The organism is Roseovarius sp. MBR-51, from assembly GCF_053628575.1.
In genome coordinates this window covers 22,748-45,002 of sequence record NZ_JBRJGQ010000010.1, presented here as the reverse complement: position 1 = coordinate 45,002, position 22,255 = coordinate 22,748, and the positions used below count along the sequence as shown (strand labels likewise).

General features: G+C 58.1%; 20 protein-coding genes. 8 read left to right on the top strand and 12 right to left on the bottom strand.

The window, feature by feature from the left end:
* The 3 genes from ACSSVY_RS15265 (at window position 1) to ACSSVY_RS15255 (ending at window position 4,862) form a co-directional block, all read left to right on the top strand.
* A complete protein-coding gene (locus ACSSVY_RS15265; protein WP_454270511.1) occupies window positions 1-1,455 on the top strand; it encodes an ATP-binding protein in 1,455 nt (484 codons plus the stop codon).
* A gap of 175 nt (window positions 1,456-1,630) precedes the next feature.
* Window positions 1,631-3,679 (top strand): pseudomurein-binding repeat-containing protein, encoded by a 2,049-nt coding sequence (locus ACSSVY_RS15260; protein WP_114295063.1) that lies wholly within the window; start codon window positions 1,631-1,633, stop codon window positions 3,677-3,679.
* Window positions 3,672-4,862 (top strand): GIY-YIG nuclease family protein, encoded by a 1,191-nt coding sequence (locus tag ACSSVY_RS15255; protein ID WP_114295062.1) that lies wholly within the window; start codon window positions 3,672-3,674, stop codon window positions 4,860-4,862. The genes ACSSVY_RS15260 and ACSSVY_RS15255 overlap by 8 nt, the downstream gene beginning before the upstream one ends.
* A gap of 42 nt (window positions 4,863-4,904) precedes the next feature.
* Here ACSSVY_RS15255 and ACSSVY_RS15250 read toward each other — a convergent pair whose 3' ends face one another.
* From ACSSVY_RS15250 to ACSSVY_RS15240, 3 genes are read right to left on the bottom strand one after another with little or no spacing between them, the layout of a single operon-like run.
* Window positions 4,905-6,836, bottom strand: coding sequence for a type IV secretory system conjugative DNA transfer family protein (locus ACSSVY_RS15250; RefSeq protein ID WP_121066459.1), 1,932 nt, complete (start codon window positions 6,834-6,836; stop codon window positions 4,905-4,907).
* A gap of 12 nt (window positions 6,837-6,848) precedes the next feature.
* Complete coding sequence (locus tag ACSSVY_RS15245; protein ID WP_163025966.1) at window positions 6,849-8,723, bottom strand: relaxase/mobilization nuclease domain-containing protein; 1,875 nt, start codon at window positions 8,721-8,723, stop codon at window positions 6,849-6,851.
* Window positions 8,716-9,264 (bottom strand): helix-turn-helix domain-containing protein, encoded by a 549-nt coding sequence (locus ACSSVY_RS15240; RefSeq protein ID WP_121066454.1) that lies wholly within the window; start codon window positions 9,262-9,264, stop codon window positions 8,716-8,718. Before ACSSVY_RS15240 ends, ACSSVY_RS15245 begins: the two co-directional genes overlap by 8 nt.
* A 677-nt stretch (window positions 9,265-9,941) precedes the next feature.
* Here ACSSVY_RS15240 and ACSSVY_RS15235 point away from each other — a divergent pair.
* Window positions 9,942-10,733: an AAA family ATPase gene (locus ACSSVY_RS15235; RefSeq protein ID WP_121066451.1), complete on the top strand. Its 792-nt coding sequence runs from the start codon at window positions 9,942-9,944 to the stop codon at window positions 10,731-10,733.
* A complete protein-coding gene (locus tag ACSSVY_RS15230; protein WP_114273191.1) occupies window positions 10,726-11,415 on the top strand; it encodes a hypothetical protein in 690 nt (229 codons plus the stop codon). Before ACSSVY_RS15235 ends, ACSSVY_RS15230 begins: the two co-directional genes overlap by 8 nt.
* Here ACSSVY_RS15230 and ACSSVY_RS15225 read toward each other — a convergent pair.
* Entirely contained in the window at window positions 11,372-11,851 is a 480-nt protein-coding gene (locus ACSSVY_RS15225; RefSeq protein WP_162792792.1) for a hypothetical protein, read from the bottom strand. The genes ACSSVY_RS15230 and ACSSVY_RS15225 overlap by 44 nt on opposite strands.
* 43 nt (window positions 11,852-11,894) lie before the next feature.
* Here ACSSVY_RS15225 and ACSSVY_RS15220 point away from each other — a divergent pair, with 43 nt between their 5' ends.
* Both ACSSVY_RS15220 and ACSSVY_RS15215 read left to right on the top strand, forming a co-directional pair.
* Window positions 11,895-12,074, top strand: coding sequence for a hypothetical protein (locus tag ACSSVY_RS15220; RefSeq protein ID WP_114273190.1), 180 nt, complete (start codon window positions 11,895-11,897; stop codon window positions 12,072-12,074).
* 159 nt (window positions 12,075-12,233) lie between these two features.
* On the top strand, window positions 12,234-12,503 hold the full coding sequence (locus tag ACSSVY_RS15215) for a hypothetical protein (protein ID WP_072506879.1): 270 nt from the start codon (window positions 12,234-12,236) through the stop codon (window positions 12,501-12,503).
* Window positions 12,504-12,797: 294 nt separating this feature from the next.
* Here ACSSVY_RS15215 and ACSSVY_RS15210 read toward each other — a convergent pair whose 3' ends face one another.
* Entirely contained in the window at window positions 12,798-12,947 is a 150-nt protein-coding gene (locus tag ACSSVY_RS15210; RefSeq protein ID WP_454270507.1) for a hypothetical protein, read from the bottom strand.
* A gap of 121 nt (window positions 12,948-13,068) precedes the next feature.
* Between ACSSVY_RS15210 and ACSSVY_RS15205 the strand changes: the two genes are divergently transcribed.
* Window positions 13,069-14,298, top strand: coding sequence for an MBL fold metallo-hydrolase (locus ACSSVY_RS15205; RefSeq protein WP_114273189.1), 1,230 nt, complete (start codon window positions 13,069-13,071; stop codon window positions 14,296-14,298).
* 30 nt (window positions 14,299-14,328) lie between these two features.
* Here ACSSVY_RS15205 and ACSSVY_RS15200 read toward each other — a convergent pair whose 3' ends face one another.
* The 7 genes from ACSSVY_RS15200 to ACSSVY_RS15170 form a co-directional block, all read right to left on the bottom strand.
* Complete coding sequence (locus ACSSVY_RS15200) at window positions 14,329-15,504, bottom strand: patatin-like phospholipase family protein (RefSeq protein WP_067296653.1); 1,176 nt, start codon at window positions 15,502-15,504, stop codon at window positions 14,329-14,331.
* Window positions 15,497-17,779, bottom strand: a complete 2,283-nt coding sequence (locus tag ACSSVY_RS15195; RefSeq protein ID WP_161489486.1) for a ThiF family adenylyltransferase — start codon at window positions 17,777-17,779, stop codon at window positions 15,497-15,499. Before ACSSVY_RS15195 ends, ACSSVY_RS15200 begins: the two co-directional genes overlap by 8 nt.
* Complete coding sequence (locus tag ACSSVY_RS15190; protein WP_067296640.1) at window positions 17,772-18,905, bottom strand: ComEC/Rec2 family competence protein; 1,134 nt, start codon at window positions 18,903-18,905, stop codon at window positions 17,772-17,774. Before ACSSVY_RS15190 ends, ACSSVY_RS15195 begins: the two co-directional genes overlap by 8 nt.
* 387 nt (window positions 18,906-19,292) lie before the next feature.
* Entirely contained in the window at window positions 19,293-19,523 is a 231-nt protein-coding gene (locus ACSSVY_RS15185) for a DUF6429 family protein (RefSeq protein ID WP_067296651.1), read from the bottom strand.
* Window positions 19,524-19,573: 50 nt separating this feature from the next.
* Entirely contained in the window at window positions 19,574-19,831 is a 258-nt protein-coding gene (locus ACSSVY_RS15180) for a WGR domain-containing protein (RefSeq protein ID WP_067296648.1), read from the bottom strand.
* Between the two features lie 85 nt (window positions 19,832-19,916).
* Window positions 19,917-20,849, bottom strand: a complete 933-nt coding sequence (locus ACSSVY_RS15175; protein WP_067296638.1) for a DUF2493 domain-containing protein — start codon at window positions 20,847-20,849, stop codon at window positions 19,917-19,919.
* Window positions 20,850-21,221: 372 nt separating this feature from the next.
* A complete protein-coding gene (locus ACSSVY_RS15170) occupies window positions 21,222-22,253 on the bottom strand; it encodes a DUF7146 domain-containing protein (protein WP_067297302.1) in 1,032 nt (343 codons plus the stop codon).
* Window positions 22,254-22,255: the final 2 nt, after the last annotated feature.

Below are 22,255 nucleotides of genomic sequence, written 5' to 3'. Positions count from 1 at the left end.
ATGAGCGCGGAACGCACCCGCAGGCTGGTGGACGATCTGCGCGCCAAACCGGCAGAAACCACCTGGATCGAGTTCAAGGAAAACAACGCCGACGGAGCGTTGATCGGTAAGCTGATTTCGGCCTTGTCCAATGCCGCGCGGCTGGCCGATCAGCACTTCGCCTATGTGGTTTGGGGGGTGAGAGACGGTGATCATGCGGCTGTCGGCACGGTTTTTGAGCCGACAGTGAAGAAGGAGAAGGGGCAGCCGCTCGAATTGTGGATTGCGAACCACCTGTCGCCAAGCATCGAGTTTCGTTTCGAAGAAGTCGATCACGATGGGGGGCGCCTGATCCTGCTGACCATCCCCGCCGCCGCGACCGCCCCGGTAGAATTTGACCGCACAGCCTACTTGCGCATCGGGAGCGCCACGCCGCGCCTGTCCGACCATCCAGAACGCCTGCGCGCCCTCTGGGCCAAGTTGCAGCCCTACGCTTGGGAGACAGGGGTCGCCGCGCAGTTTCTGACCGGCGACGACGTTCTTGCGCGGCTGAATTACGCCAACTACTTCGATCTCACGGGCCAGCCTTTGCCGGATAACCGCCAGGGGATTTTCGACAGGCTTTTGGCGGATCGCTTGATCCAGAAAGATGTAAGCGACCGCTGGAACATCACCAATCTGGGCGCAATCCTGTATGCCAAGAAACTTTCCGATTTCGGCCCCTCTGTAGAGCGCAAAGGGGTTCGTTTCGTGGCCTATGCTGGCACCGGACGTGCAGATGACGTGAGTCACCGCCAGGATGGCCAGCGCGGCTATGCAGCGGGTTTTCAGGGTTTGGTGGACTATATCGACGGTCTTCTGCCCCGCAACGAACTGATTGGCAAAGCGTTCCGCGAGGAGCGACCGCTTTACCCGTCGATAGCGATCCGCGAATTGATCGCCAACGCATTGATCCACCAAGACATGACAATCACCGGCGCAGGACCACTCATCGAGTTGTTCAGTGATCGAATGGAGATCACGAACCCGGGCGCCCCCTTGGTTAGCCCCGACCGGTTTTTGGACTCGCCGCCGCGTTCCCGAAATGAAGCCCTTGCGTCGTTGATGCGGCGGATGAAACTTTGCGAAGAACAAGGCACCGGCATCGACAAGGTGATCTCGGCGGTTGAGCTGCACCAGTTGCCCCCACCGGATTTCCGCATGGAGGGAGACGCCGTGCGCGTGGTTCTGTTTGCACCACGCCGATTTGCGGACATGACACCGGAAGAAGCCGTGCGAGCGTGTTACCAACATGCCGCGCTCAAATACGTAGGCGGTCAAAAGATGACGAACGCGACACTTCGGGAGCGGCTTGGCATCGACGACCAGAACGCTGCGCAGGCATCGCGGGTTATTCGCGCAACGCTGGATGCTGATCTGATCCGTCCTGCGGATGCTGAACGCCCTCGTGCCGGATATGTCCCCTCATGGGCGTGACAGGGACAACATTTGATCGGGTTTTGATTGTGCGTATGTGGGCTAGAGGGCGTAAATTGGAAAATACATATAAATCATGCTGTTACGATAGGAAGGGTGCGGTATCGTTACTTGATCGGGTTTTGATTGCCTGCCCCAAAGCGAATGATTCCGCGCCCCTCAGAAGGAAAATATCATGACACAGCAGGTTCCTTCCGTCTCTGTAAATTACGCGGCCAATGGAAGCTCGACCAAATCGAACGAGCTTGGGATGCGCGAAATGCAAGAGGGTGCCTATGAGAAGCGGGGCGAGCAATACCTGCTGATCAAGTCGCCGCCGGCATCTGGCAAGAGCCGCGCGCTCATGTTCATCGCACTCGACAAGCTGCACAATCAAGGCCTGCGTCAGGCCATCGTCGTGGTACCAGAAAAATCCATCGGGTCCAGCTTCAACGACGAGCCGCTGAGCAAGTACGGCTTCTGGGCAGACTGGACCGTGCAACCGCGATGGAACCTATGCAACGCTCCCGGCGGGGATGACGGCAAGGTCGGCGCTGTCGGCAAGTTTCTGGCGAGCGACGACAAGATTCTGGTCTGCACCCACGCGACCTTTCGGTTCGCCGTGGACAAGTTCGGGATTGAAGCGTTTGATGATCGGCTCATCGCGGTAGACGAGTTTCACCACGTCTCTGCCAACCCTGATAACAAGCTGGGCACGCATCTGGGCGCACTGGTCGCGCGCGACAAGGTGCATCTGGTTGCGATGACCGGGTCCTATTTCCGCGGCGATGCCGAAGCCGTTCTGTCGCCCGAAGATGAGGCAAAGTTCGATACCTTTACCTATACCTACTATCAGCAGTTGAATGGTTACAAATACCTCAAGACGCTCGACATCGGGTATTTCTTCTATTCCGGGTCCTATGCGGACGACATCCTCAAGGTTTTGGATCCGACCGAGAAGACAATCCTTCACATCCCGAACGTGAACTCGCGCGAAAGCACCAAGGACAAGCATCGCGAGGTCGAGCATATCATTGACGCCCTGGGCGATTGGCAGGGAGCGGATCCCATCACAGGCTTTCAGCTGGTCAAGACGCCCGACGAGCGAGTCTTACGCATCGCCGATCTGGTGGACGACGAGCCATCCAAGCGTGACAAGGTTTCCGCCGCGCTGAAAGACTCCACGCAGAAGAACAACCGCGATCATGTCGACATCATCATCGCCCTGGGTATGGCGAAAGAAGGGTTCGATTGGATCTGGTGCGAACACGCCCTGACGGTGGGTTATCGCGCCAGCCTGACGGAGATCGTGCAGATCATCGGCCGCGCCACCCGCGATGCCGAGGGCAAGACCCGAGCGCGGTTCACCAACCTTATCGCGGAGCCCGACGCCGCGGCCGAAGCCGTGACCGAGGCAGTCAACGATACACTGAAGGCGATCGCTGCAAGCCTGCTGATGGAGCAGGTGCTGGCCCCACGTTTCAACTTCACGCCCAAGACCGTGAAAAGTGGCCCTGTCGAAGGGTTCGATTACGGCGAGGGCGGCTATGACCCCAACAAAGAGAACGTTGGCTTCAGCGAGGCCAGCGGGCAGTTCCAGATCGAAATCAAAGGTCTGGTCGAACCCAAGAGCAAGGAAGCCAAGCGCATCTGCCAAGAGGACCTCAATGAGGTGATCACAGCTTTCGTTCAGGACAAGACTACGATCGAACGGGGTCTCTTCGACGAAGAGCTGGTGCCGGAGGAACTGACGCAGGTTCGCATGGGCAAGATTGTCGGTGCCAGGTTCCCAGAGCTAGATGCAGAGGATCAGGAAGCGGTGCGCCAACACGCAGTTGCTGCGCTGAACCTGACCCAAAAGGCGAAAGAGATCGCGCTGTCGAACCGCGATGACACAGAAACAACCGGCAATACCGCCTTGATCGACGGGGTGCGCAAATTCGCAATGGACGTGCGCGAACTCGACATCGATCTGATTGATCGCATCAACCCGTTCGGCGAAGCCTACTCGATTCTGGCAAAGACGATGAGCGAGGAAAGCCTTCGGCAGGTCCAGGCCGTCATCTCGGCGAAAAAGGTGCAACTGTCACCGGACGAGGCGCGAGATCTGGCGAAACGCGCCGTCAAGTTCAAGCAGGAGCGGGGCCGTCTGCCTTCCATCACATCGCCTGATCCGTGGGAGAAGAAAATGGCCGAAGGCGTGGCGTATCTCGCGCGCATGAAGCAGGAGGCTGCCAATGGCTAAGGGTTTCACGGACGAAGACGACGCCCTCCTTGCTGAGCTTGGCGTCGAGGTCGAGGTCAAGAAGCAGCTCAGCCGCACACCACGCGAAGAACGCATCATCGCAGGTTTTGAGGAAATCTTGCGATTTGCAGATGAGCATGGCCGGCCTCCCCAGCACGGGGAGGATCGTGATATCTTTGAACGCCTCTACGCCGTGCGTCTTGATCGGATCCGCGACTTGCAGGAATGCCGCGACCTCCTTGCCCCACTCGACGAGCAGGGTCTCCTAGCAAACACCCCTGCGCCCTCAGCATCAGACTCCGATGACCTCGATGACGATGCCCTCCTCGCCGAACTGGGCGTGGAAGTTGCTAAATCACCCCTCACGGAATTGAAGCATGTCCGGTCAACAGCCGAGAAAAAGGCCGCCGATGAAGTCGCAAACCGCGAGAAATGCAAGGATTTCGCGACGTTCAAACCCTTGTTCGAGCAGGTCCAGAAAGAACTGGATAGCGGCTTGCGCGAAACTCGCCCGTTCGAGATGAAAGCCGAGATCGAGAAGGGACGCTTCTTCATTGTCAGCGGTCAAAAGGCCTATGTCGCCGACAAGGGCGAGACCATCACCAACGAGCAAGGTCGCACGGATGCGCGTCTGCGGGTGATTTTCGACAACGGGACCGAGAGCAACATGCTGATGCGCTCGCTTCAGCGCGCGTTGAACAAGGACGACGCCGGACGGCGGATCACCGATCCATCGGCAGGGCCACTTTTTTCCGATCAGACACTCGACGGTGATGAGGCGAGCGGGATCATTTATGTGCTTCGCAGCAAATCCGATCATCCACTTGTGGCCGAAAATCGCGAACTCGTACACAAGATCGGCGTCACCAATATGAGCGTTGAAAAGCGGATCGCTGGCGCACATCTGCAACCAACGTTTCTGATGGCGAACGTCGAGGTGGTTGCGACTTATGAACTCTACAACATCAATCGGACAAAACTGGAGAACCTGATCCATCGCATCTTCGAGCCCGCGCGGCTCGAGATCGAGATCATGGATCGCTTTGGTAGGCCCGTGATTCCGAGAGAGTGGTTTCTCGTGCCAATATTCGCGATAAAGGATGCAGTTGAACGGATCAAGGACGGGACGATTTCGGGCTATGTCTATGACCCGAAACAGGCGCGATTGGTATCTGTCTCATAGCTGGCGCATGGCAGAACAGCACAGCCACATTCGATTTCCAGATCATCCCCTCGCCTTTGCGTCCGAAGAGCGCGCCCGACCACCAAAACGTGTTTTCTTTGGCTTTGCCCTCGCGGCTTCTGCGTATCCCTGTAGCGCGCCTGTGTAGGTCTGCACCGCAGTCTCGAATTCCTTGTCGCCCATGGAGATCGCCGCGGGTGCTGCAGGTTCTGAATGCTCGAGGGTGATTTTCTTCGGCCTGTTCGAGACTGGCGCTGCAGCAGGAGGATAGGGCAAGGAATGCCCCTGCCGTGCTTTGTCGATCTCCTCAAAATGCCGGTCCGCATAGTAGCGGATGTGATCCGCCTTGATGGGATATTGCCCCTCGGGCAGGACAAGGACCTTGTCGAGCGGGAAACGCAGCAATTCAGCGGGGGATACCAGCGCCCGTTCTTCCGAGCGACGGCTGATATTTGCACTTTCCGAGAGCTTGCGCACGGTTGCCTGTGATCTGGTCTTGCCCACGATCGTGCGCTTGCCGAGGGCTGCGGACAGCACGTCGGCGGTGCGATCATCCTGCGGGGTCATGTAGATCTGCACACCCGCACCGGCCTGCAGCGCGCGGCGGTCGGTTTCGCCATAGATGCCCTCAAGACCGGGGATCGACTGCGAGATGATAAAGAGCCGCCCGCCATAGGAGCGGATCGTCTTGATGCTCTGCAAGACCAGGGGTTGTTTGCCCAGTTGGTCGAATTCATCCATCAGGAACATGACGGGATGTGCCTCGTCCGGTCCGGGATGCGCGCGCTGCAGACATGCGATGGCATCGGCGAACAGGAGCCGGATCAGGGGGGCCAGTGTTTTCAGGTGCTCCGGCTGCACGACAATATAGAGCGACTGTGGCTCTCGTCGGAACGTCCCGAAGTCGAAATCGCTTGCCTGTGTCGCCCGGTCCACCGCCGGATCGAGCCAGAGCTCCAATCCGGCACCGCGGATCACACTGACATAGGAATCGAGAATCTTGTCCACTTCGTCGGCCATGCTCAGGAAAATCTCTGCCACCACCGGGTTTGCAGTCTGCATCGCGGCCCGTTTGTAGAATTCCTTTTTGTTGCCGCCGCCAGTCATGATCCGCAGCGCCTCACCGATCGTCGGCTTTCCGGTCTCGATGGCATAGAGGCAAGACGCCACGAACAGGCTGCGTCCGGCCTGGAAAAAGCTCTGCGCGTTCACGCTTTCGACGATGAGGAACAAGTCCGCCATGGTGTTGACGGCGGTGTATTGCTGCTCGGGGCTGGGCAGATCGGCAATGCGCTGGAGAGGATTGAACCGGTGCGTGCGGGTCAGGACGGGCCCGTTCTTGCCCTCGGGCTGAACGTAGTCATAGGGCGAAAAGTACCAGACCTGATTGTTCAGCGCCTTTTGGCGGTGGATGGATGTCTTCTCGAAATTCTCGCCCTTGACGTCAAGGATCACGGCACTGCCCTGGAAGTGCAAAAGGTTCGGCAAAACGAAGCCTACCCCTTTGCCCCGGCCCGTTGGCGCGATCATCATTGCGTGTGGGAAGCGATCTGGCGTGGCCGACACGAAAGGCGCGCGGGACGCAGGTGACCCGAGCTTGCCGAACAGAAAGCCGTTCTGGGAAAGAGACGCAGACATACGGTTGCGGCGGAGCTCGGGACGCGACTGGAAATGCGCATCATCATAATCGGTGAGCGACCCGCGATGAACGGATGTAGCTCCTGTCGCCGCCAGAAGCAGGGCAGGAAGTGCCGTGATGAGCCACGCAGTATGTTCCACCGCAGGGTTTGCCTTGACCCGTGGATCAGACAGATTGAGCAGCCAAAGTTCGAAAATATCGAACCCACCCAGGTCTTCGCCAAATCGAGCCATCAGATAGAGCGTGGCGATCGCGGCACCGATCCAGGTGCCAACACCGAGACCGAGCAGGATGGCGATTGGATACCGCCAACGGCTTTCCATTGCATGCAGCATGTTTTGAATCCTCTAGAGGCCGTAATCGCCACTGGTATCGTCCCGGTCGCGCCCCCGCTCCTCGGCGCGCTCGAAAGCCTCGATCCGGGTCCGGTAGGTGGCGGCTGGTTCGCTGTCGCGCCCGGTAATGTCATCACCCGCATCCACTGCGGCGATGGCCTTTAGCTCCGAGAACACGGCTTGTCGCAGACCGGGGTCTTCGATGCGGTCCATGAGCGGATCGATCCGGCCAGCGGCCAGCTGATCCATATCCCCGTCGCGCAGGTCTTGCCGCACGTCGGAGATCAGCTTGTCCAGCGTGGCGATGTCGGCAAGGCGACTGCCCTGCCCCGCGTCAAGAATATCCTGACGCGCCAGATCCGCCAAAAGATCACGATCCATGTGCAGCCCCGCAAAAACATCACGCGCGCGCGCCTGCAGGTCGCGTTCGAGCCCAAGCCAGTCCGAGCGCTCCTGGGCGTCCACTGGGCGTGAGGCTTCGAGTTGCGCCTCGCTGCGATGGGGTGCGGTGAAACGGGCAGCGACTTCTTCGATGCTGCTGCCCGCCTCCTCGAATCGTGCCTCCATCGGTGCCAGAACGCGCGCCAATTCCGCTCTGAAACGACCCAGTGCAGCATCCGCCTCAACGACGAGCGGATTGCCCTCCTCTGCTGCCCGTGCTGCCAGCCCCGCAATCCCCTGAACTCTGTAGGGATCGCGCTCGGGCGACACCGATGAAGAATGATCCGCAAGAAAGTCGCGGCCCAGAAGCCTGCCCATTTCGCGGGCCTTCCCCGCAAAGAGCTGTTCCAGTTCGACCTTTTCGGCACCGGGAGCCATGTCCTGAATGGCGCTCCACGCGGTGTCGGCTTCCGCTTGCAATGTCTCGCGGGCGGCGATCAGACGACCGATCACATCCGCTCCGGCAGCGGGGATATCAACCCCTTCGGCAAACCCTTCTTTCACCGGCATTCCTTTCATCAAGTTGGTGGCGGCAAGCTCCGCGCTCTCCGCGATGCGCCCCATCCATCCATTCGGAGGGGTGTCGGCCTCCAGGCCCATCCCCGCAAGTTGCGCCAGCTGCCGATACCCCTCGGCGTGCCTGCGCATCTCGGCCTCTCGCAGAACGCGGCTTGCAGGATCCAGCGGGGCAACCACTGGCTCCCGCCCCTCCTTGCGGGCCGCCTGCAAATCAGTGTCCCTCGGGGCGTTTTCCATGATGCCACGCGACAGACGGGAAGAGGCGTTCAGTACCAGCCCGTGCTCGCCCGCGATCTGCGCATGCAGCTCGCGCATCATGTCATAGCTGATCTCGGAATGGCGGCTGATCGAGAGGAACTTGCCGTCCTCCATCCCGACCTTGTCGACAAGAACATGGGCATGCACATGGTCTGTGTTGCAATGGAGGGCCGCCACATACCGATATCGATCCCGGTAATCCCCGCCGAACACCTCCTGCGCCCATTCGCGCGAGATGGCTTCCGCCAATTCCGCCTCGGTTCCCTTGGGAAAGGACAGGATGATGTGATCGGTGTGACCCCGTTTCGGCGCCCCGCACCAGGAAGCACTCCAATCGGCAATGATATTTTCCATGCCGCGCTCGCCAAAGGCACGATCGATGCCGATCTGGTTTGACCAGGCTGCGACCCGCGCCTCGTCGCGCAGAATGTATTTCATCTGTCGGCGTAACTCTTTTGGCGAATGACACCCGCCCGTGCCGACCCGCTTCACCACGCTTTGCGGCACCCGCAGCGCGTTCCAGGACATTACCGCAACTGCCCCGCCGGACGTGCCACGCCGACGGCCCGACGATACGCGCGCTTCGCCTGCCATGGCTGCAGACCGCCGCCCCACATGAGGCAGAATCTCGCCCAATACCGCCTGCTGGAGGGTGCGTGTTTCAGCCATCGCGCTGCCCCTCCCCAACGTCCCGAAAATCGGACACCCGGACGAAGGACCCGCGCAGCGAGGCCGCGCGCAAAGCCTGCACGGCCCGGGCAACCTCTTCGGCCCGATCCGCAAGCCGACCGACCATTGCCGCGTCGCGCGCGTTCCACCGCAGCTTGCCCGCATGGGCAAGCTTCAGCATCTGGACAAGATTGCGCGCCAAGGCATTGAGCTGATTGGCCGACGCCTTGAGCGCCGTGACCTCGTCCCGGCGAAACGCGACAATGCCGGATGAGAGACGGATCATGTGCCGGAGCAAACCCGACGTGGTCATGCCAGTCTCAGCCACAAGCGCCTCGAATGCTTCGGCCTCACGGGCGGACACCCGAACCTGCAGCACGCGGCCCTTTGTGGTTCGATCCGTCACCACACCGCGCGCCCGCACGCGGGCGACAGTGGGTCGGGAGCAGCCAACACGCACGGCGATCTCCCCATCGCCAAGCCCTTGAGCGGCAAGCCGGAGAACCTCCTGTCGGGCTATGGTGGAGAGGCGTTTCGACATGGGCGGCAAGATTTATCATTAGATAGTTTTTGTAAACACGAAAACTCTAATGAGTCGCCGCACAAGTTTTGTCATACACAATACCGTTCCTGTCAACGTCCCTTCGGTCCGTTGTCGCACCTTCGGTGATCAGCAGGCAGGGCCTTGGCCATGCCTGCTGTAAACCCCACGCGACAACGAACAGACCGAAGGGACACCGCCTCCCCCGCGCCGCGATCCGGGACCCCGGCCCGGATCCTGAACAGGCGCGGGAATGACGTCGGCGCAGCCGACACGATATCCCTTCATTGGCGTTGAATGCTCAAAGGGGTTCTCCCGGAAGGAGAAGAAGACCTTGTGGGATTGGAACGCCTGCGCAGCACCGTGCGTATTACGTCGGCGCTGATACGGATAGTCGATGGTCAGGTGACCCGACACCTCGAAGGCTGATGGCAGCATTGGGAAATTGCCACAGCGACGCGATGGCGAAAAGGATGGACGCTGCAATCACGGTCGGCGTGAGTGACCTGCTGACCAATTGACCGAACGCGTACGCAGATGATCGCCAAAACAGCACATCGCCTCAGCAGATACACATCTGTCTGACCCAAAGGTTGAACGTCTGTATCGCGCAAGGTCTGGACGCCATCCCGAGGCATCGCCATAACGGCGCAAAATATACGTTATGGAGACATTGAATGCTTGTTGTGACGGCCATCTCCGCGAAGGGCGGTTCGGGAAAGACAACTCTCATACAGATGCTTGCGTCCGCCATGCTGGCACGCGGCCGCCGTGTGCATGTCATGGATGCGGATGCTGACAAGCAGATCCTCGAATGGGAATCAAAAAGCGCGCGCGCCGACTTCGGTGATCTGCCACGCCTTCCATGGCCCACGGGCTTGACCGTGGCCGATGCCCCCGAGACCGTTGAAGGCCTTTACCACGCGCTGGACAGCTTTGAGGCTGAAGGTGTTGATCTGGTTCTGATCGACACCCGCCCCGGCGAGCACCCCGACACCGAAACACTGGCGCTGGCCTGCGACATGATCCTGGTGCCGGCCGTGCCGGTACAATCGGATTTCGTCGCGGCCCTGAAAACCCTTACATGGGTTATACGCATGATCGAGACCCTCGGGCCGGATGACCCCGCCCCGCTGTTTTCAGCGGTATTGATGAACGCGGACAAACGCGCGATCGATTTCGTGACCGCAGGAGATGACTTTGAGCGTGATGCGGCAAGACGCAGGGTTCACCGGCAGGACCTTGAGGTTTTCGAGGTGATTTCAACCCTGCCACTTCTGCCCACGCCGGTGCCCCATCTCACTGCGATCCAGCGCATGCCGCTGACCGGACCGCTGGGATATGTGCGGGACATTTATGAACAAGATCGTCGTCATCGGTTGCAAGCGGGGCATCTTTCCTCAGCCCTGACACTGTGCAGCGATGTCCTTTGCGACATCGAGGCCATGGTGGACGCTGCCAATGGTTAGGAAGATTCCAAACCGGTCCGGGACCGCTGTCTCGAACGAAGACAGGCTGGCGCGATCGCGGCAGTTCGCCACGAGCGCCACGAAATATGCCGCATTCAATCAGAGTACGGCGGCAGCGGTCGCGACAGAAGGCCCAGCGGCAAATTCAGTGGACAAGAAAGAACCCCGGAAAGGGGAAAAGGCAGCCTCGGCTGAAACGGCGCGCATCAACCCAGGGGTATCCACCCAGCCGTTGGCGGACGATGCTTGCAGCAATAGCACCGAAGCGCAGTCTCGAACCTATTACGTGCGCATCGGGGCTGAGGATCAGGCACGGATTGATGCGCTGGCAGAACGATCTGGCCTTGACCCGGACTACGTTCGGCGTGCCTTGATCAAAGCGGTTCGCGCCCGCATGCAAAACCTGCGCGACACCGCAACCTGGCATGAGATTGCCTCCGCTGCACGACCACGCCTGGCCGAGCCCAAAGGCACTGGTGCCCCCTTTATGAAATCGATGATCAGGCTCGACGCCACCCTTGTGGCGGCGTTGCAGACAAGCATTGATGACCCTCTCAACGTCTATGGGGTGACGCAGCTGTTATCCGCCTTCGGTAAGGCGCTGCTGCACTCCGAGATCGAAGAGCTCACTCAAAAGATCAGCGGCATCGAAGCCCGGGCAGCGCGTCCTGATCCAGCGTAAAGGCATCGCGTGCGGTCACGACAGCGATCTGACCGCCCGCCTCGATCATATCGATGAGCTGTGCCCATTCGGAAGGATCAGCATCCCGTTGCGTTGCGATCCCGTCCTGCACAGAAAAGGCAGCCTGCTCTCCGGTCGCCGCGAGAAAGACAATGCGTTGTGGCGCTTTGCCATCGCTTTGACGCGACAAAAAGTACGCATGGCTCACGTTTGGGTTGTAGACACGGTCTGGGTCGCAAACTAAGAGCAAAGTCCCGTCGTTTGCAGTCGCAGCATAGGTGTCCAGACCTCGCGACAAGCCGATCTCCCACTCGGCCGCGACGGAGGATGAAGCCGCGCCCAGAAAGAGCGCAATATGTAGAGGCCTGTAAAGCAAGTTACTAAACTCCGTTTTGTGGTGGCCAAGCATATATAGGTACAGGCAGATACCTGCCACCTGATTACTGCGGCTCCGACCAAATGGAGGTCAGGAGAAGAGCATGAAGAATTATGCGGGTTACCCCGTCGAAGTCATTTGGGCGTCGGTAAACGGTGAAGACGTCGAGGTCGGCGTCGTATTCCAATGGAGCTGCGGCATGCGCCGTACCAGATGGTCCGATGACTTTGATCAGGCGGACGGCGCGAACCTGAGGTACGAGCCCTATGAGGACGCGGGATAGACCGCCTCCAGCCCTAAAATGCTCGCGAGCGACCGGAGCAGGACACGATTGTGATCCGGGGCAATGACACCGAGAGAGGGAACACGCGGGGCAGAGATCGTTGCAAAGGCGACGACGGTTTGTAACGCTACCAAAGAAGACCGATAGGAGACCCATGAGATGAAAGAGATTTTCAACGTTGGCGAGACAATCTTGCTTGACGGCGCGCCGCTTGCACTGGTGACCCCCGATGGCGTCAAGGCCTGGATCGAAGACGGCGTTCAGCACAGCTTTCGCTATGACCAAGTGCGCGATCCGCTCAGCGGCCAGATGAAATACCGCCGTCTCTACGAGAAGAACGGGTCGGATATGCCGTTCGTGCTGGTAGGCAACCCTGACAGTGAAGAAGGCGCGCACGTTATTCTGTTCGACCAGAAGCCAGACGCATAGCCCTTCTGAATCTTATGCCAGGTGGCGAAGACTAAAGCCCCTCGGCTTCGCCCGGCGGCAGCGTCCGCCTTGCAAGAGGGATGCAGACCCGTCAGGGCTGAAAGCGGATCGTGAAGGCGACCATGTGGCAAACGTCTTGGGATGGCTCAGGATGAGACAGGCCAAGACGTATTGGCACAGGAATACAGCAAGGTCAGAATTCAGGGCGGAGCCTCAGCAGCCCGGCCCCGCTTACGGGGCTTGCCCATGTCGAAACCTTCACCATTACAGTCACGCACATCGCAGCATGGAAGCCTATTTCGCAGGTGCAGCATCGTGTTCGGCCCAAACCTGTCCTTCAACCATGCCATCAATCTCGCAAACGCAGCGAACCAAAGCGGTCATCGGTGCAAGGCTCAACATCCATCCAACCACGTTCCGCCGGAGCGCGCCACTTCCGGTCATTGGTGAGCTTCACAGCAACTTGCAGAGTCATGCAATCGGTCACGATTGGCCTATTGGGTTGGCTGGAAAAGTTGCTAGTCTGGAGTCACAGAAAATAGTTGCAAGTTTTTGAAGGTTATTGATGAAAATACATGTCCAGTATCGTTTCCACCCAGTAGGCCAAGGCTTATTTTCCGCAGGGCGGCTTACCCTTGGTTCATCTTTTAACCATCATTCGAGACCGGATTTTCAATGGGTTTATGATTGCGGCACATCCTCGTCACAACGGCTGGTGAGGAACGCTCTTGGTAAGTTCCAGAGCCGCGTAGATGGACGCAGGCTAGATCTTGTTGTGATTTCTCATTTTGACGCTGACCATATCAGCGGGATGGTGAAGTTGCTCAACGATGTGGGTACGCGCACCCTCATGCTGCCTTGGGCCCCGCTTTGGCACCGGCTCGCCATCGGATATGCGCAGGGGCTCGAACCTGACGATCCCGAATTTGCGTTCTATACCGACCCAGCGCAATACTTAGTCGATCAAGCCGGTGACGGGTTCAATCAAATCGTCTTTGTGCCGTTTTCTGATGGTGACGGACCAGCTGATCCGGACGGGGGCGGCGAGCCTGACTTTGACCCTGATGGCGATCTGCCGTTGAAGATTGAAGCCGAAGCAGAGATCCGCCAGGAGAAAGGCGACCAAGACTGGATGGCCGAATGGATGTCATATCTGTCAGGCGCAAGGCATCATTACCAAATGCTGATGATGCATCCGCGTGGCACGGCGTTCATCCCTAGCCTCTGGGAATTCGTGCCCTACAACGATCCAACGACTAGGCCACAGAACGTAGCGAGGTTTGTCGAGCGAGTGAATGATTTGCGCGATGCCCTCCTAAACAGCTCCGACAATGATCGCAAGGATGCGCTACGGGAACTGAAGGATCATTACGTGCGGACATTCCCGAAGTCTCAGCTCAACGATCTTAGCCTATTCTTATATGGAGGTCCCATCGGCCATTGGCGGACCAACTGGCCGTGGTTCGAGGAAAAATTTGACGGCTCAGTTATCTATACGGGTGATGGTAATCTAAGTACGGACCATCAATGGCAGTCTTTGGTCGGATATTTGGGACACAAACGATCTTTCCAGCCGACAGTGTTTCAAGTGCCCCATCATGGCTCAAAGAACAATTGGTTTACCGGCCTTGCATCCATGATCGAACCCGGGCTCAGTATCTTTAGCTCGGATCCTGGGCATCGCAGTTTTGGACATCCGCATGCAGATGTCTTGCGTGATCTCTGGCCATTTCGACCTGTCCAAGTCGATAAAGTGAATCACTACTGGGCCCATTTTGAACTTCACCGAGACTAGGACGGCGCTGGCTATGCGCCAATCAATCTTTCAAAGATCAGGATGATATGTCTCGATTAGGTTTTTGGTGAGCTGTTCACCACGCTTTGCGATCAACTCCAAGTCTTCCTGACACATCGGATCGAAGTTCGTTGGGTAATCAAACGTCTTGTCACGCGCTACGAGGTCAGGGGGCGGACACGGCAGGGCAGCATCGTTCTGCCCAAGATACGGCAAAAGAAAACCCTTAATCTCACCGCTTTCCTTGAGACGGTGCAAGAGATCGAATGTTATTGAATGAGTCCGACGATGAATTGTGTTAATCGTCTCGATCATTCGGGACGGCCAAAAATATGGTAGCGAGGAACCATCGGGAATGCCCTGGCCTGCGACGCAGGCAATAATGAAATCAGTCTCATTCACATTCGTGCTAAAACTGCTATCGCGCTTAGGGATGAGGCAACTCGTCCCAAGGTTATCATAGACGCCGCCGTCACTGACGATTGTTCGATGCGTGGCCGTTTCACCGCGCTTTATGTAGCGCTGCTGTTCATCCAAAGCTGGAAGGATGGCTGGAAACGAGGCACTGGCCGCAACAGCTTTTGCGACTAACGTGTCTTCGGTTAGCGTTCCAAATCTCCAACATCCAGATTCCATTGAGCCATAGCGAAATGCCGATTGGGTTCTGAGCTCTGACGCGTTGATAATGATTTTCAGGTTCTGGCGTTTGACCCCCTTGAGGAGGGTTCCCTTGAAATACTCATCGTCAAGAAATCGTGCAAAGGCTGTTGTTCTGCTCGCAAATCTGGGAAGCGGTGCTTGAAGACGTAGCTTCAATGAATCCAGGCTCGCATGTTTGATGCCGACAAGCCCAAGCGCAGAAATCAGAAGCCTTGCCGACGAGCATAGCGCCGCGAGAACGCCTGATGTGAAGATCGTCCCAACGATCTTCGGCGCTTCGCCAGAAAAGAGGGTGTATCGGATGATCCCCTTTTTCAGCCCTTTGCGCAGAATAATTTGCATGCGTTGATCAAATTCTTCGAAACTATCGTCCGAGTATGCCCAAAGCGCGCCAATCACACTTCCGCCGGATACAGTGGAAAGCGTTAGGACCTGATCGAGAATGCCGCGATCATTCAAAGCCCTCATACATCCAAGATGAAACGCTGCCGCTCGCGAGCCACCGCCTGATAGCGCAAGTCCGAATTTGAAAGACTTGCTACTCATCGACACTCTCCCCAGCGGCAAGGGTAACGACTTGAAATTCATTGCGCCTGAACAGATGAAAGCGCCAGGTCGGACGCGTGGCTGCATGACCAACGATCAGCATCACAACATGACGCGGCGTCTTTTCCTGTAGATGGAGTATCTGCGCCATGGCGCCAAGATCTACCATGCTTGGCTTTGGTATGGAAACAGGATGCGTATGCCAGACTCCAACGAACTTCGTTGAGTTGCCGCTTTCTTTTGCGTGGAATTCACAAAGCGCGTGCGTCCCTTCAATGCCGCACTCAAAAAGCTCGGGAGACTTTTTGCTGTCTGGCGGCGGTCCTGTGGCCACATCAATCGAAATTATTCCCAGCGCATCATCAATTTCGCCAAGGAGGATACCCCCAGTTTCGTCCTTAGCGCTGCCCGTACGGGCGTTTGACTTGATCTCACTGTCTATCGCTGATTGCGCGCGATGAGAGAGATGGACGCGGTATCCATGATGAGCCTCGACGTGGATACTGGGTTGGCAAAGCGGGACAAGATGCGAGGACATTGAGCCGTCATCATGTGACACACGAACGAAACATGCTGTTGCCTTTGAGTCACCGCCCTCCCTCAAGGCCGAAGCTGCAAAGTTGAAGAATGAGGATGCGAAAAAGGCGATATCTGCAGCTGATCCCACGAAGGTAGGCTCGGAGCAACCTGGTTCGGGTTGAAACCCTCGCTCGTGCTGATCGAATGGCCAAAACGCTTCGGCGAAATCTGTCAAACCGCTATCAGACATTGCGGCGACTTTGGTGCGACGCAATAGGTCGGCAGGGCCAAAAGCTGAACCAGGCATGTTCAAAGTGGCGATACCTTTTGATGCATTTGCGCTGATCGCGCATCGTAGCATCGGCGGCACATCATTGTGCTTTGTCAGATCAAGCTGCAAGGCGGTGGCAACCCGTCTTGACGCCGTCGCATCGATGACAAGATCGAAATCACTGATATTAAGTGCCTCTGGCCAACCTTTTGTTAGGTTGGCGAATTCATGATCGATGTCTGCCTTTGGGTTGATCGCACGCAGCTGTACAGACAAGGCGCTTTGTTTTGAGTAACCGACTTGATAGTTTCGGAATTGCTGCCGAACAAGGATGCCAGCATTGACGGCTGAATAATCGACCAGGCGAATTTTTTCGGCTCCAGCGCGAGCGAGGTATTCACCGATATGAGAGCCGAGCGCGCCACAACCCAACAGCGCAATCTTCTTGCCAAGAAACCAGCTGGCTTTGGTGCCTTGGTCCCGACGAAAGGTAACCTCGGGACGGTTATCGTAGACGCGGCACCATTCGGTCTTGGCTTCGGTTGCCCACTCAAGAACGACCTTCCAGGCTTCCAGCGTTGCCTCGGTATTCTCTTCCAGAATTATGCCCTGGAGAGCTTTGACATACTCCGCATCCATCTTCCAGGCGCTGAGGTGCTGTCGTAATGGCTCATCCGCCGCTCTTCGCCTCATGGGCGCGCCAAGAATGAAGTAGAGCGGTTCGTTATCAGGTTGGCACAGGGCAAATATTTTCAGGATTGAGAACAGCAGATCGAAGGGAACTCCGCGAGCTTCCAGCGTCGTGATGAGTTTGCTGATCGTGTCAGGGTACTCCATCGGCATGGCCTGATTGAGCAGCACGACTGCGGCAAACTTTTCATCCTTCGGCAGCGAGCTCGGCGTCTCGGACCATTCTGAAATATCAAAGCAATGGTCATTCCGTCTGGTTAGTTTTCCTGTTCCAAGCCAGAAGGATTTCCCATCTTCAATCTCTGGCGCATCGATCTCGACCGCAAGTTTGATGTCGGAGGAAGTGTATTCAACTGGCGGGTGAAGAGGTGCATCCTCCGGGTCAAGCTGATTGCGGGCAGCATCACGCAGCCAATCGTCCAGACGTTTGATCAGGCCAAACATTCCATCCTGCGATGCCCATTCGACATCCGTTGCCTGGTACAAACAGAGGTAGTCACCCCACTGCACATGGGCGCGCCCGAGAAAGCGCTTGTGTGCGAAGTAGACCCTTGGCGGTTCCACTGGAAAATGCGGCGACACGAAAATGTTCAGCGGCTCGCGCCTTCTATAGTCGAAGCCGCCATCTTCATAAGCGTATCCGCTCGTATCAATAGACACGCGAATAACAAGAGAAAGGCCTTGGCCAGCAGGTGGCTTTACGTCAACGATATCAATCGTATCATCGCTGGCTGCCGCGATATCTTGGAGTTGGTCGAGTGCAAGTTGTTGCCCTCTCGTCGTGAAATCAGCCATACCCGACCTGTTCCGAGGGCGGGCTGTCTGATCCGCGCGCATCATCAACCGCATCGGCAAGTTTCCTTGCAGCGGCCGCTTGCGCAACTTCTGGAGCGTCTAGCGCGCCGTCGGAAACATCAAAGACCAGGGGCTCTCCGTCTTCTCCATCCTCGTGAGTGCAGAGGAAACCTCCATCAGCGATTTCTTCGTAGCGTTTCTTCGCTTTTGCGTGCGGTGGATTTTCGCCAGATGCATTCTGCAAGGGAATTTTTTCGCTGCTGGCGACAATCACGCCGCCATCAACCTGATACTCCGCCAGATCATCAAGAATATCCTGCTTGAGAACTTCTTTGTCGCCTTCCTTTTGGTACATGGCCGACTTGCTGCAATGATGCGGTGCAAGGAACACTTTCCAGGCGAGGTACTCCTCGTTGCCAGCCTCCTTGGTCTTGTCGATGATCTTGCGCAGACGCGGGTAGGCAATGTCGCCGAACAGGAGAACGCCCCCTTTGGAAGGGTTATCACCCAGAACAACCTGCATGCAAAGGCTTGTGTTGTTGCGGTCACCATCAGTTTCTTCCGCGAATGGTGCATGGATGAACGCGTTGAAGTCTCCCTCGTAATCGACACCGTCAATTTCTGTTATCGAGTTGCCAGGAACAGTCAGGCGATCTTCCGGGAAGCCGACGAAGTGATCTTCTTTGAGAAGGGCATCGTATCCGATGAGTCTGACCCGATCACCTGCGCCAACGTCACCACCTGAGTTGATCGTTTCTTGAACACGGCGCTCGGCTTCTTCTTTGAAGGCTACTGCATCATCGCACAAATCCTGATCGTTCTCGATGAAGACGCGCGGGGTAAACCAGATTTCGCCAATCGTGACGCGATCAAGCAAATCGTGGAAGCCCTGAATGTGATCTTTATCAGGGTGGGTCAAAGCAAAGGTTGAAAGATATGGTTTGCCGTTCACTGTGGGGAGGTTTTCTACGAGTTTGTCGACCAAGGCAGCATGATCATCGTCTGCATCGCCAGCGCTATGAAGATCTCGCAAGTCAACCTGCAAAACAATGCCATTCTGGACGACAACAGTTGTGCTATCCCCTGTGCCGACTGGCCAGAACATCACCTTAGGTTCATCAAACATTGTTTGCCTCAGTATTGGTCAATAATACGCACCATCGCTGACGCAACAGCTCACCAAAAGCATACTACGGATATTGCGGTTGAGGCAACATGATACAAGATGTAGGGTTAGAGAGAACGGGGATTTTCGGCTATTCCCTCTGGCTTTCCAACAGCTTCAAGGTTGATTCTGCTGGAGGCGCCTCGGTGTAGTGCGGCGGATCATCCGATCGGCCGACTGGTTTCTACGCCCAAATGAATGACTGCTTTCAGAAGGACAGGTGATTTTCGACGGGAGCGCAGCGAACGCCCGCTTGCCGCCCTGCGCGTTGCTGATGCTGCAAATGCGGATGCGAGCAAATTGCGCGCAGATGCAGCGAACGACTGTAAGGTCCCGCAAAGCCGCCCGTCACTCGGCCTTGCTGAACTCCCGCGCGAGAATTTCCCGCGCATGCGCGACCCCTTCTGGGGTCAGGCTCAACGATTTCGCCTTGTTTTTGGGATCAAAAATCAGGCCTTTCTCGAAAAGCCGGTTGGTGATGGCCCAATCGATTCCCTTCCAGACCTGATCGCCGTAATGCAGCGTCAGGCTAAGGATCGCGAGAGCCGCATCATCGATCTTGTCAGTGTCGAGTGCCATCTCCCCCTCGTTTTCCTGTGTCTGCCCGCTTTTCGAACCGCGGCCGCGCATCATGCATAACCCCGCCGCTTCTTTATCGCCGCAAGTTTCATCAGCGCGGTTACGGCGCGCCCTTCATCTGGATGCTGCTCAATCATCATCTGCCCGCGCGCGCCAATGCTGCCCCATTCGCGCACCAAGCTGGCGCCCCCAAAGAGATCGGGCTGAATGCTCATGCGGTAAAACCGCCGCATGTTGCAGGCTGGATCGATCCGCCGCATCTGCAGGTCGGTCGGGAACACCTCAAGTTGAGCGACAGAGTGAGACATATCGTGATCCAGCAGGCTTTCTTCCAAAATATCAGGTGGAAGCCTGCTCTTCCACCTCGATTTCCCCGCGAGAGGAAAAGGGGGCTCATGCCCCCTTCTCGAACTTCATGACCGGGATGCCGAGCTTTTTGGCCTTGTCGGCTAGGTTCTCCTGGATGCCGGTGCCCGGGAAGACGAGGACGCCCACGGGTAGCACGTCCAGCATAGCGTCGTTGCGCTTGAAGGGCGCCGCCTTGGCGTGCTTGGTCCAGTCGGGCTTGAAGGCCACCTGCGTCACGCCGCGGGCCTCGGCCCATTTGGCGGCGATGAGTTCCGCGCCTTTGGGGCTTCCACCGTGGAGAAGGACCATGTCGGGATACTTGGTCCGGACCTGGTCGAGCTTTCCCCAGATCAGCCGGTGATCGTTGAAGTCGGTCCCGCCGGTGAGGGCAACCTTGGGGCCTGCGGGCAACATCACCTCGGTTTCTGCGCGGCGCTTGGCGGCGAGGAAGTCGCGGCTGTCAATGAGCGCGGCGGTCATGTGCTGACGGTTCACCATCGAGCCCGTGCGGGGGCGCCAGGACGATCCCGTGTGATGGACGAACTCGGTGGCGGCGTGATCGCGCATCATGTCCATGCAGTTGCGCCGTTCGATCAGCGTCAGGCCTTCGGCCGTCAGGCGCTCGAGTTCGGTGGATTTCACCTCGGAGCCGTCCTGCTCGCGCTGAAGGCGGCGCTGCGCCTGTTCGTTTTCATCGAGCGACCGCTCGATCCGGGCCGTCGCGCGGTGGAAGAGGTTGACCTGGCCCCAGAGCACCTCTTCGAGGTCGGGTTCCATGCGGGTGTCTTCAAGGCTCGCGACGAGGGCATCGAAGATGTCGGCGACGGCGACCGCAAGGCGCTGCCCATCGGGCATCGGGCGCGGATCGGGCTCATCAAAAGGACGGAAGCCATAAAGCTGCAACTCGTCGAGCGCATGGGCGGTCTGGGATGCGGTGTGGGCGGGTTCATACGCGTCGTCGTGGGTGTGGATCGTCATCGGTTTCTTGCCTCCGGGCCTGTCTCAACCGCGCGACACCCGCGCGGCCTTCATGGGCTGCGAAAGCCGTCATGGGGGACGCCCCTTCACCCCGCCTTTCGGGGCCGGAACGCATGTGGAGGAGGGCGGCAGGCAAGCTATTTGTTTCGCGATGCAAAGCGGGGGCTCGTCCCCAGCGGCGGAAATAGCTTGCCTGCCGCCCTTGATGGGGCGTCCCCTTTGACGGCCGCCTGCCCATCTCTTGAAGGCCGCGCGGGTGTCGGGTGGATGAGATTTACCCGGCAAGAGGCAAAGGTGATGATCCACACCCGCGACAGGACTGCAGGACCCCTACCCCCCCTCTGCCCCTGACCGCCCCCTGCGCGATGCTGCTCAGCCTGACAGGCGCTGCCGATCCTCAAGCCCGATCTGCCCTGCCAGATGCTGGCGCAGCGCCTCTTTGCCGGTCGCCCGGAGATCATCGTTGAAATCCCCGAGTTGTGGCTCGAGCACATGGCACCCAATCCCGACATCTGTGGCTTTGGCGCTCAACCTCTCTGCCGCGCGTTGCCCGGCCGGATCGCGGTCGATCGCGATGTAGAGGCGCTGCAATCCCTCTGGCAGCAGGACGGCCCCGAGGTGACCCGACGAGAGCGCCGCCCAGACGGGAAGGCCGGGGGCCGCCTCGGACAGGGACAGCATGGTCTCGATGCCCTCGCCGACCACGAGGATGTTTTGCTGCGGGGTCAGCCTGACGGCATTGCCCAGGAGGTGACCCATGGCACGTCGCTGCGTTTTGACCTCCGCCTTGCCCTGTCCGTCGTGCGCAAGCCAGGTGCGATGCACACCCTGCAAGGCCCCTGCCCCATCGGTGACCGCAGCTATCAGCGCCGGTCTGGGGATGCTCCGGGTCTGGCCCTCATCCCGATGCCAGCACTTCGGGTGGAAGCGCAGCGCGCTCATCGTGCCGCCTTGGGTGATGCCTCGGGAGCGGAGGTAGGTATCAGCAAGCGTGCCTGCGACTGGCATAGAGGCTGCAAAGAGCCGCGCCGCCGCGGCTCGTGTGCCACCGGGGGCTTTGGCCTTCTTCGGCACTGGCGTATTCGGGAGGACCGGCTGGGGGCGGCCCAAATGCGCTCGGGCCTCAGTGAGAAGATCGGGAAAGCGGGAAATCCCCGTTCGCTCACGGATGATGTCGAGAAGATCACCATGCAATCCGACAGCAGCGTCCTGCCATTTGCCACGGGCTCCCGGTCCTGATGTGGGTCCAGTCAGCCGCACGAAGAGCGACCGGCCGGGATTGTTCTGCAAATCGCCGACGATCCAGTAGGACCCTTCCCGCCGTCCGGCGGGAAGGTAGGCGCGACACACGCTCTCTGCGTTCTCCGCCAGAGCGCGGATCACATCTTCAGTCTCGGAATACATGG

Excerpts from the sequence above, each read along its gene's own strand:
- ACSSVY_RS15220 (WP_114273190.1), top strand. The coding sequence starts at position 11,895 with ATGAAGAATTATGCGGGTTACCCCGTCGAAGTCATTTGGGCGTCGGTA.
- ACSSVY_RS15195 (WP_161489486.1), bottom strand. The coding sequence starts at position 17,779 with ATGGCTGATTTCACGACGAGAGGGCAACAACTTGCACTCGACCAACTC.
- ACSSVY_RS15265 (WP_454270511.1), top strand. The coding sequence starts at position 1 with ATGAGCGCGGAACGCACCCGCAGGCTGGTGGACGATCTGCGCGCCAAA.
- ACSSVY_RS15190 (WP_067296640.1), bottom strand. The coding sequence starts at position 18,905 with ATGTTTGATGAACCTAAGGTGATGTTCTGGCCAGTCGGCACAGGGGAT.
- ACSSVY_RS15245 (WP_163025966.1), bottom strand. The coding sequence starts at position 8,723 with ATGGCTGAAACACGCACCCTCCAGCAGGCGGTATTGGGCGAGATTCTG.
- ACSSVY_RS15260 (WP_114295063.1), top strand. The coding sequence starts at position 1,631 with ATGACACAGCAGGTTCCTTCCGTCTCTGTAAATTACGCGGCCAATGGA.
- ACSSVY_RS15205 (WP_114273189.1), top strand. The coding sequence starts at position 13,069 with ATGAAAATACATGTCCAGTATCGTTTCCACCCAGTAGGCCAAGGCTTA.
- ACSSVY_RS15210 (WP_454270507.1), bottom strand. The coding sequence starts at position 12,947 with ATGACCGGAAGTGGCGCGCTCCGGCGGAACGTGGTTGGATGGATGTTG.
- ACSSVY_RS15240 (WP_121066454.1), bottom strand. The coding sequence starts at position 9,264 with ATGTCGAAACGCCTCTCCACCATAGCCCGACAGGAGGTTCTCCGGCTT.
- ACSSVY_RS15255 (WP_114295062.1), top strand. The coding sequence starts at position 3,672 with ATGGCTAAGGGTTTCACGGACGAAGACGACGCCCTCCTTGCTGAGCTT.
- ACSSVY_RS15230 (WP_114273191.1), top strand. The coding sequence starts at position 10,726 with ATGGTTAGGAAGATTCCAAACCGGTCCGGGACCGCTGTCTCGAACGAA.
- ACSSVY_RS15170 (WP_067297302.1), bottom strand. The coding sequence starts at position 22,253 with ATGTATTCCGAGACTGAAGATGTGATCCGCGCTCTGGCGGAGAACGCA.
- ACSSVY_RS15250 (WP_121066459.1), bottom strand. The coding sequence starts at position 6,836 with ATGCTGCATGCAATGGAAAGCCGTTGGCGGTATCCAATCGCCATCCTG.
- ACSSVY_RS15185 (WP_067296651.1), bottom strand. The coding sequence starts at position 19,523 with ATGGCACTCGACACTGACAAGATCGATGATGCGGCTCTCGCGATCCTT.
- ACSSVY_RS15215 (WP_072506879.1), top strand. The coding sequence starts at position 12,234 with ATGAAAGAGATTTTCAACGTTGGCGAGACAATCTTGCTTGACGGCGCG.
- ACSSVY_RS15200 (WP_067296653.1), bottom strand. The coding sequence starts at position 15,504 with ATGAGTAGCAAGTCTTTCAAATTCGGACTTGCGCTATCAGGCGGTGGC.
- ACSSVY_RS15180 (WP_067296648.1), bottom strand. The coding sequence starts at position 19,831 with ATGTCTCACTCTGTCGCTCAACTTGAGGTGTTCCCGACCGACCTGCAG.
- ACSSVY_RS15235 (WP_121066451.1), top strand. The coding sequence starts at position 9,942 with ATGCTTGTTGTGACGGCCATCTCCGCGAAGGGCGGTTCGGGAAAGACA.
- ACSSVY_RS15175 (WP_067296638.1), bottom strand. The coding sequence starts at position 20,849 with ATGACGATCCACACCCACGACGACGCGTATGAACCCGCCCACACCGCA.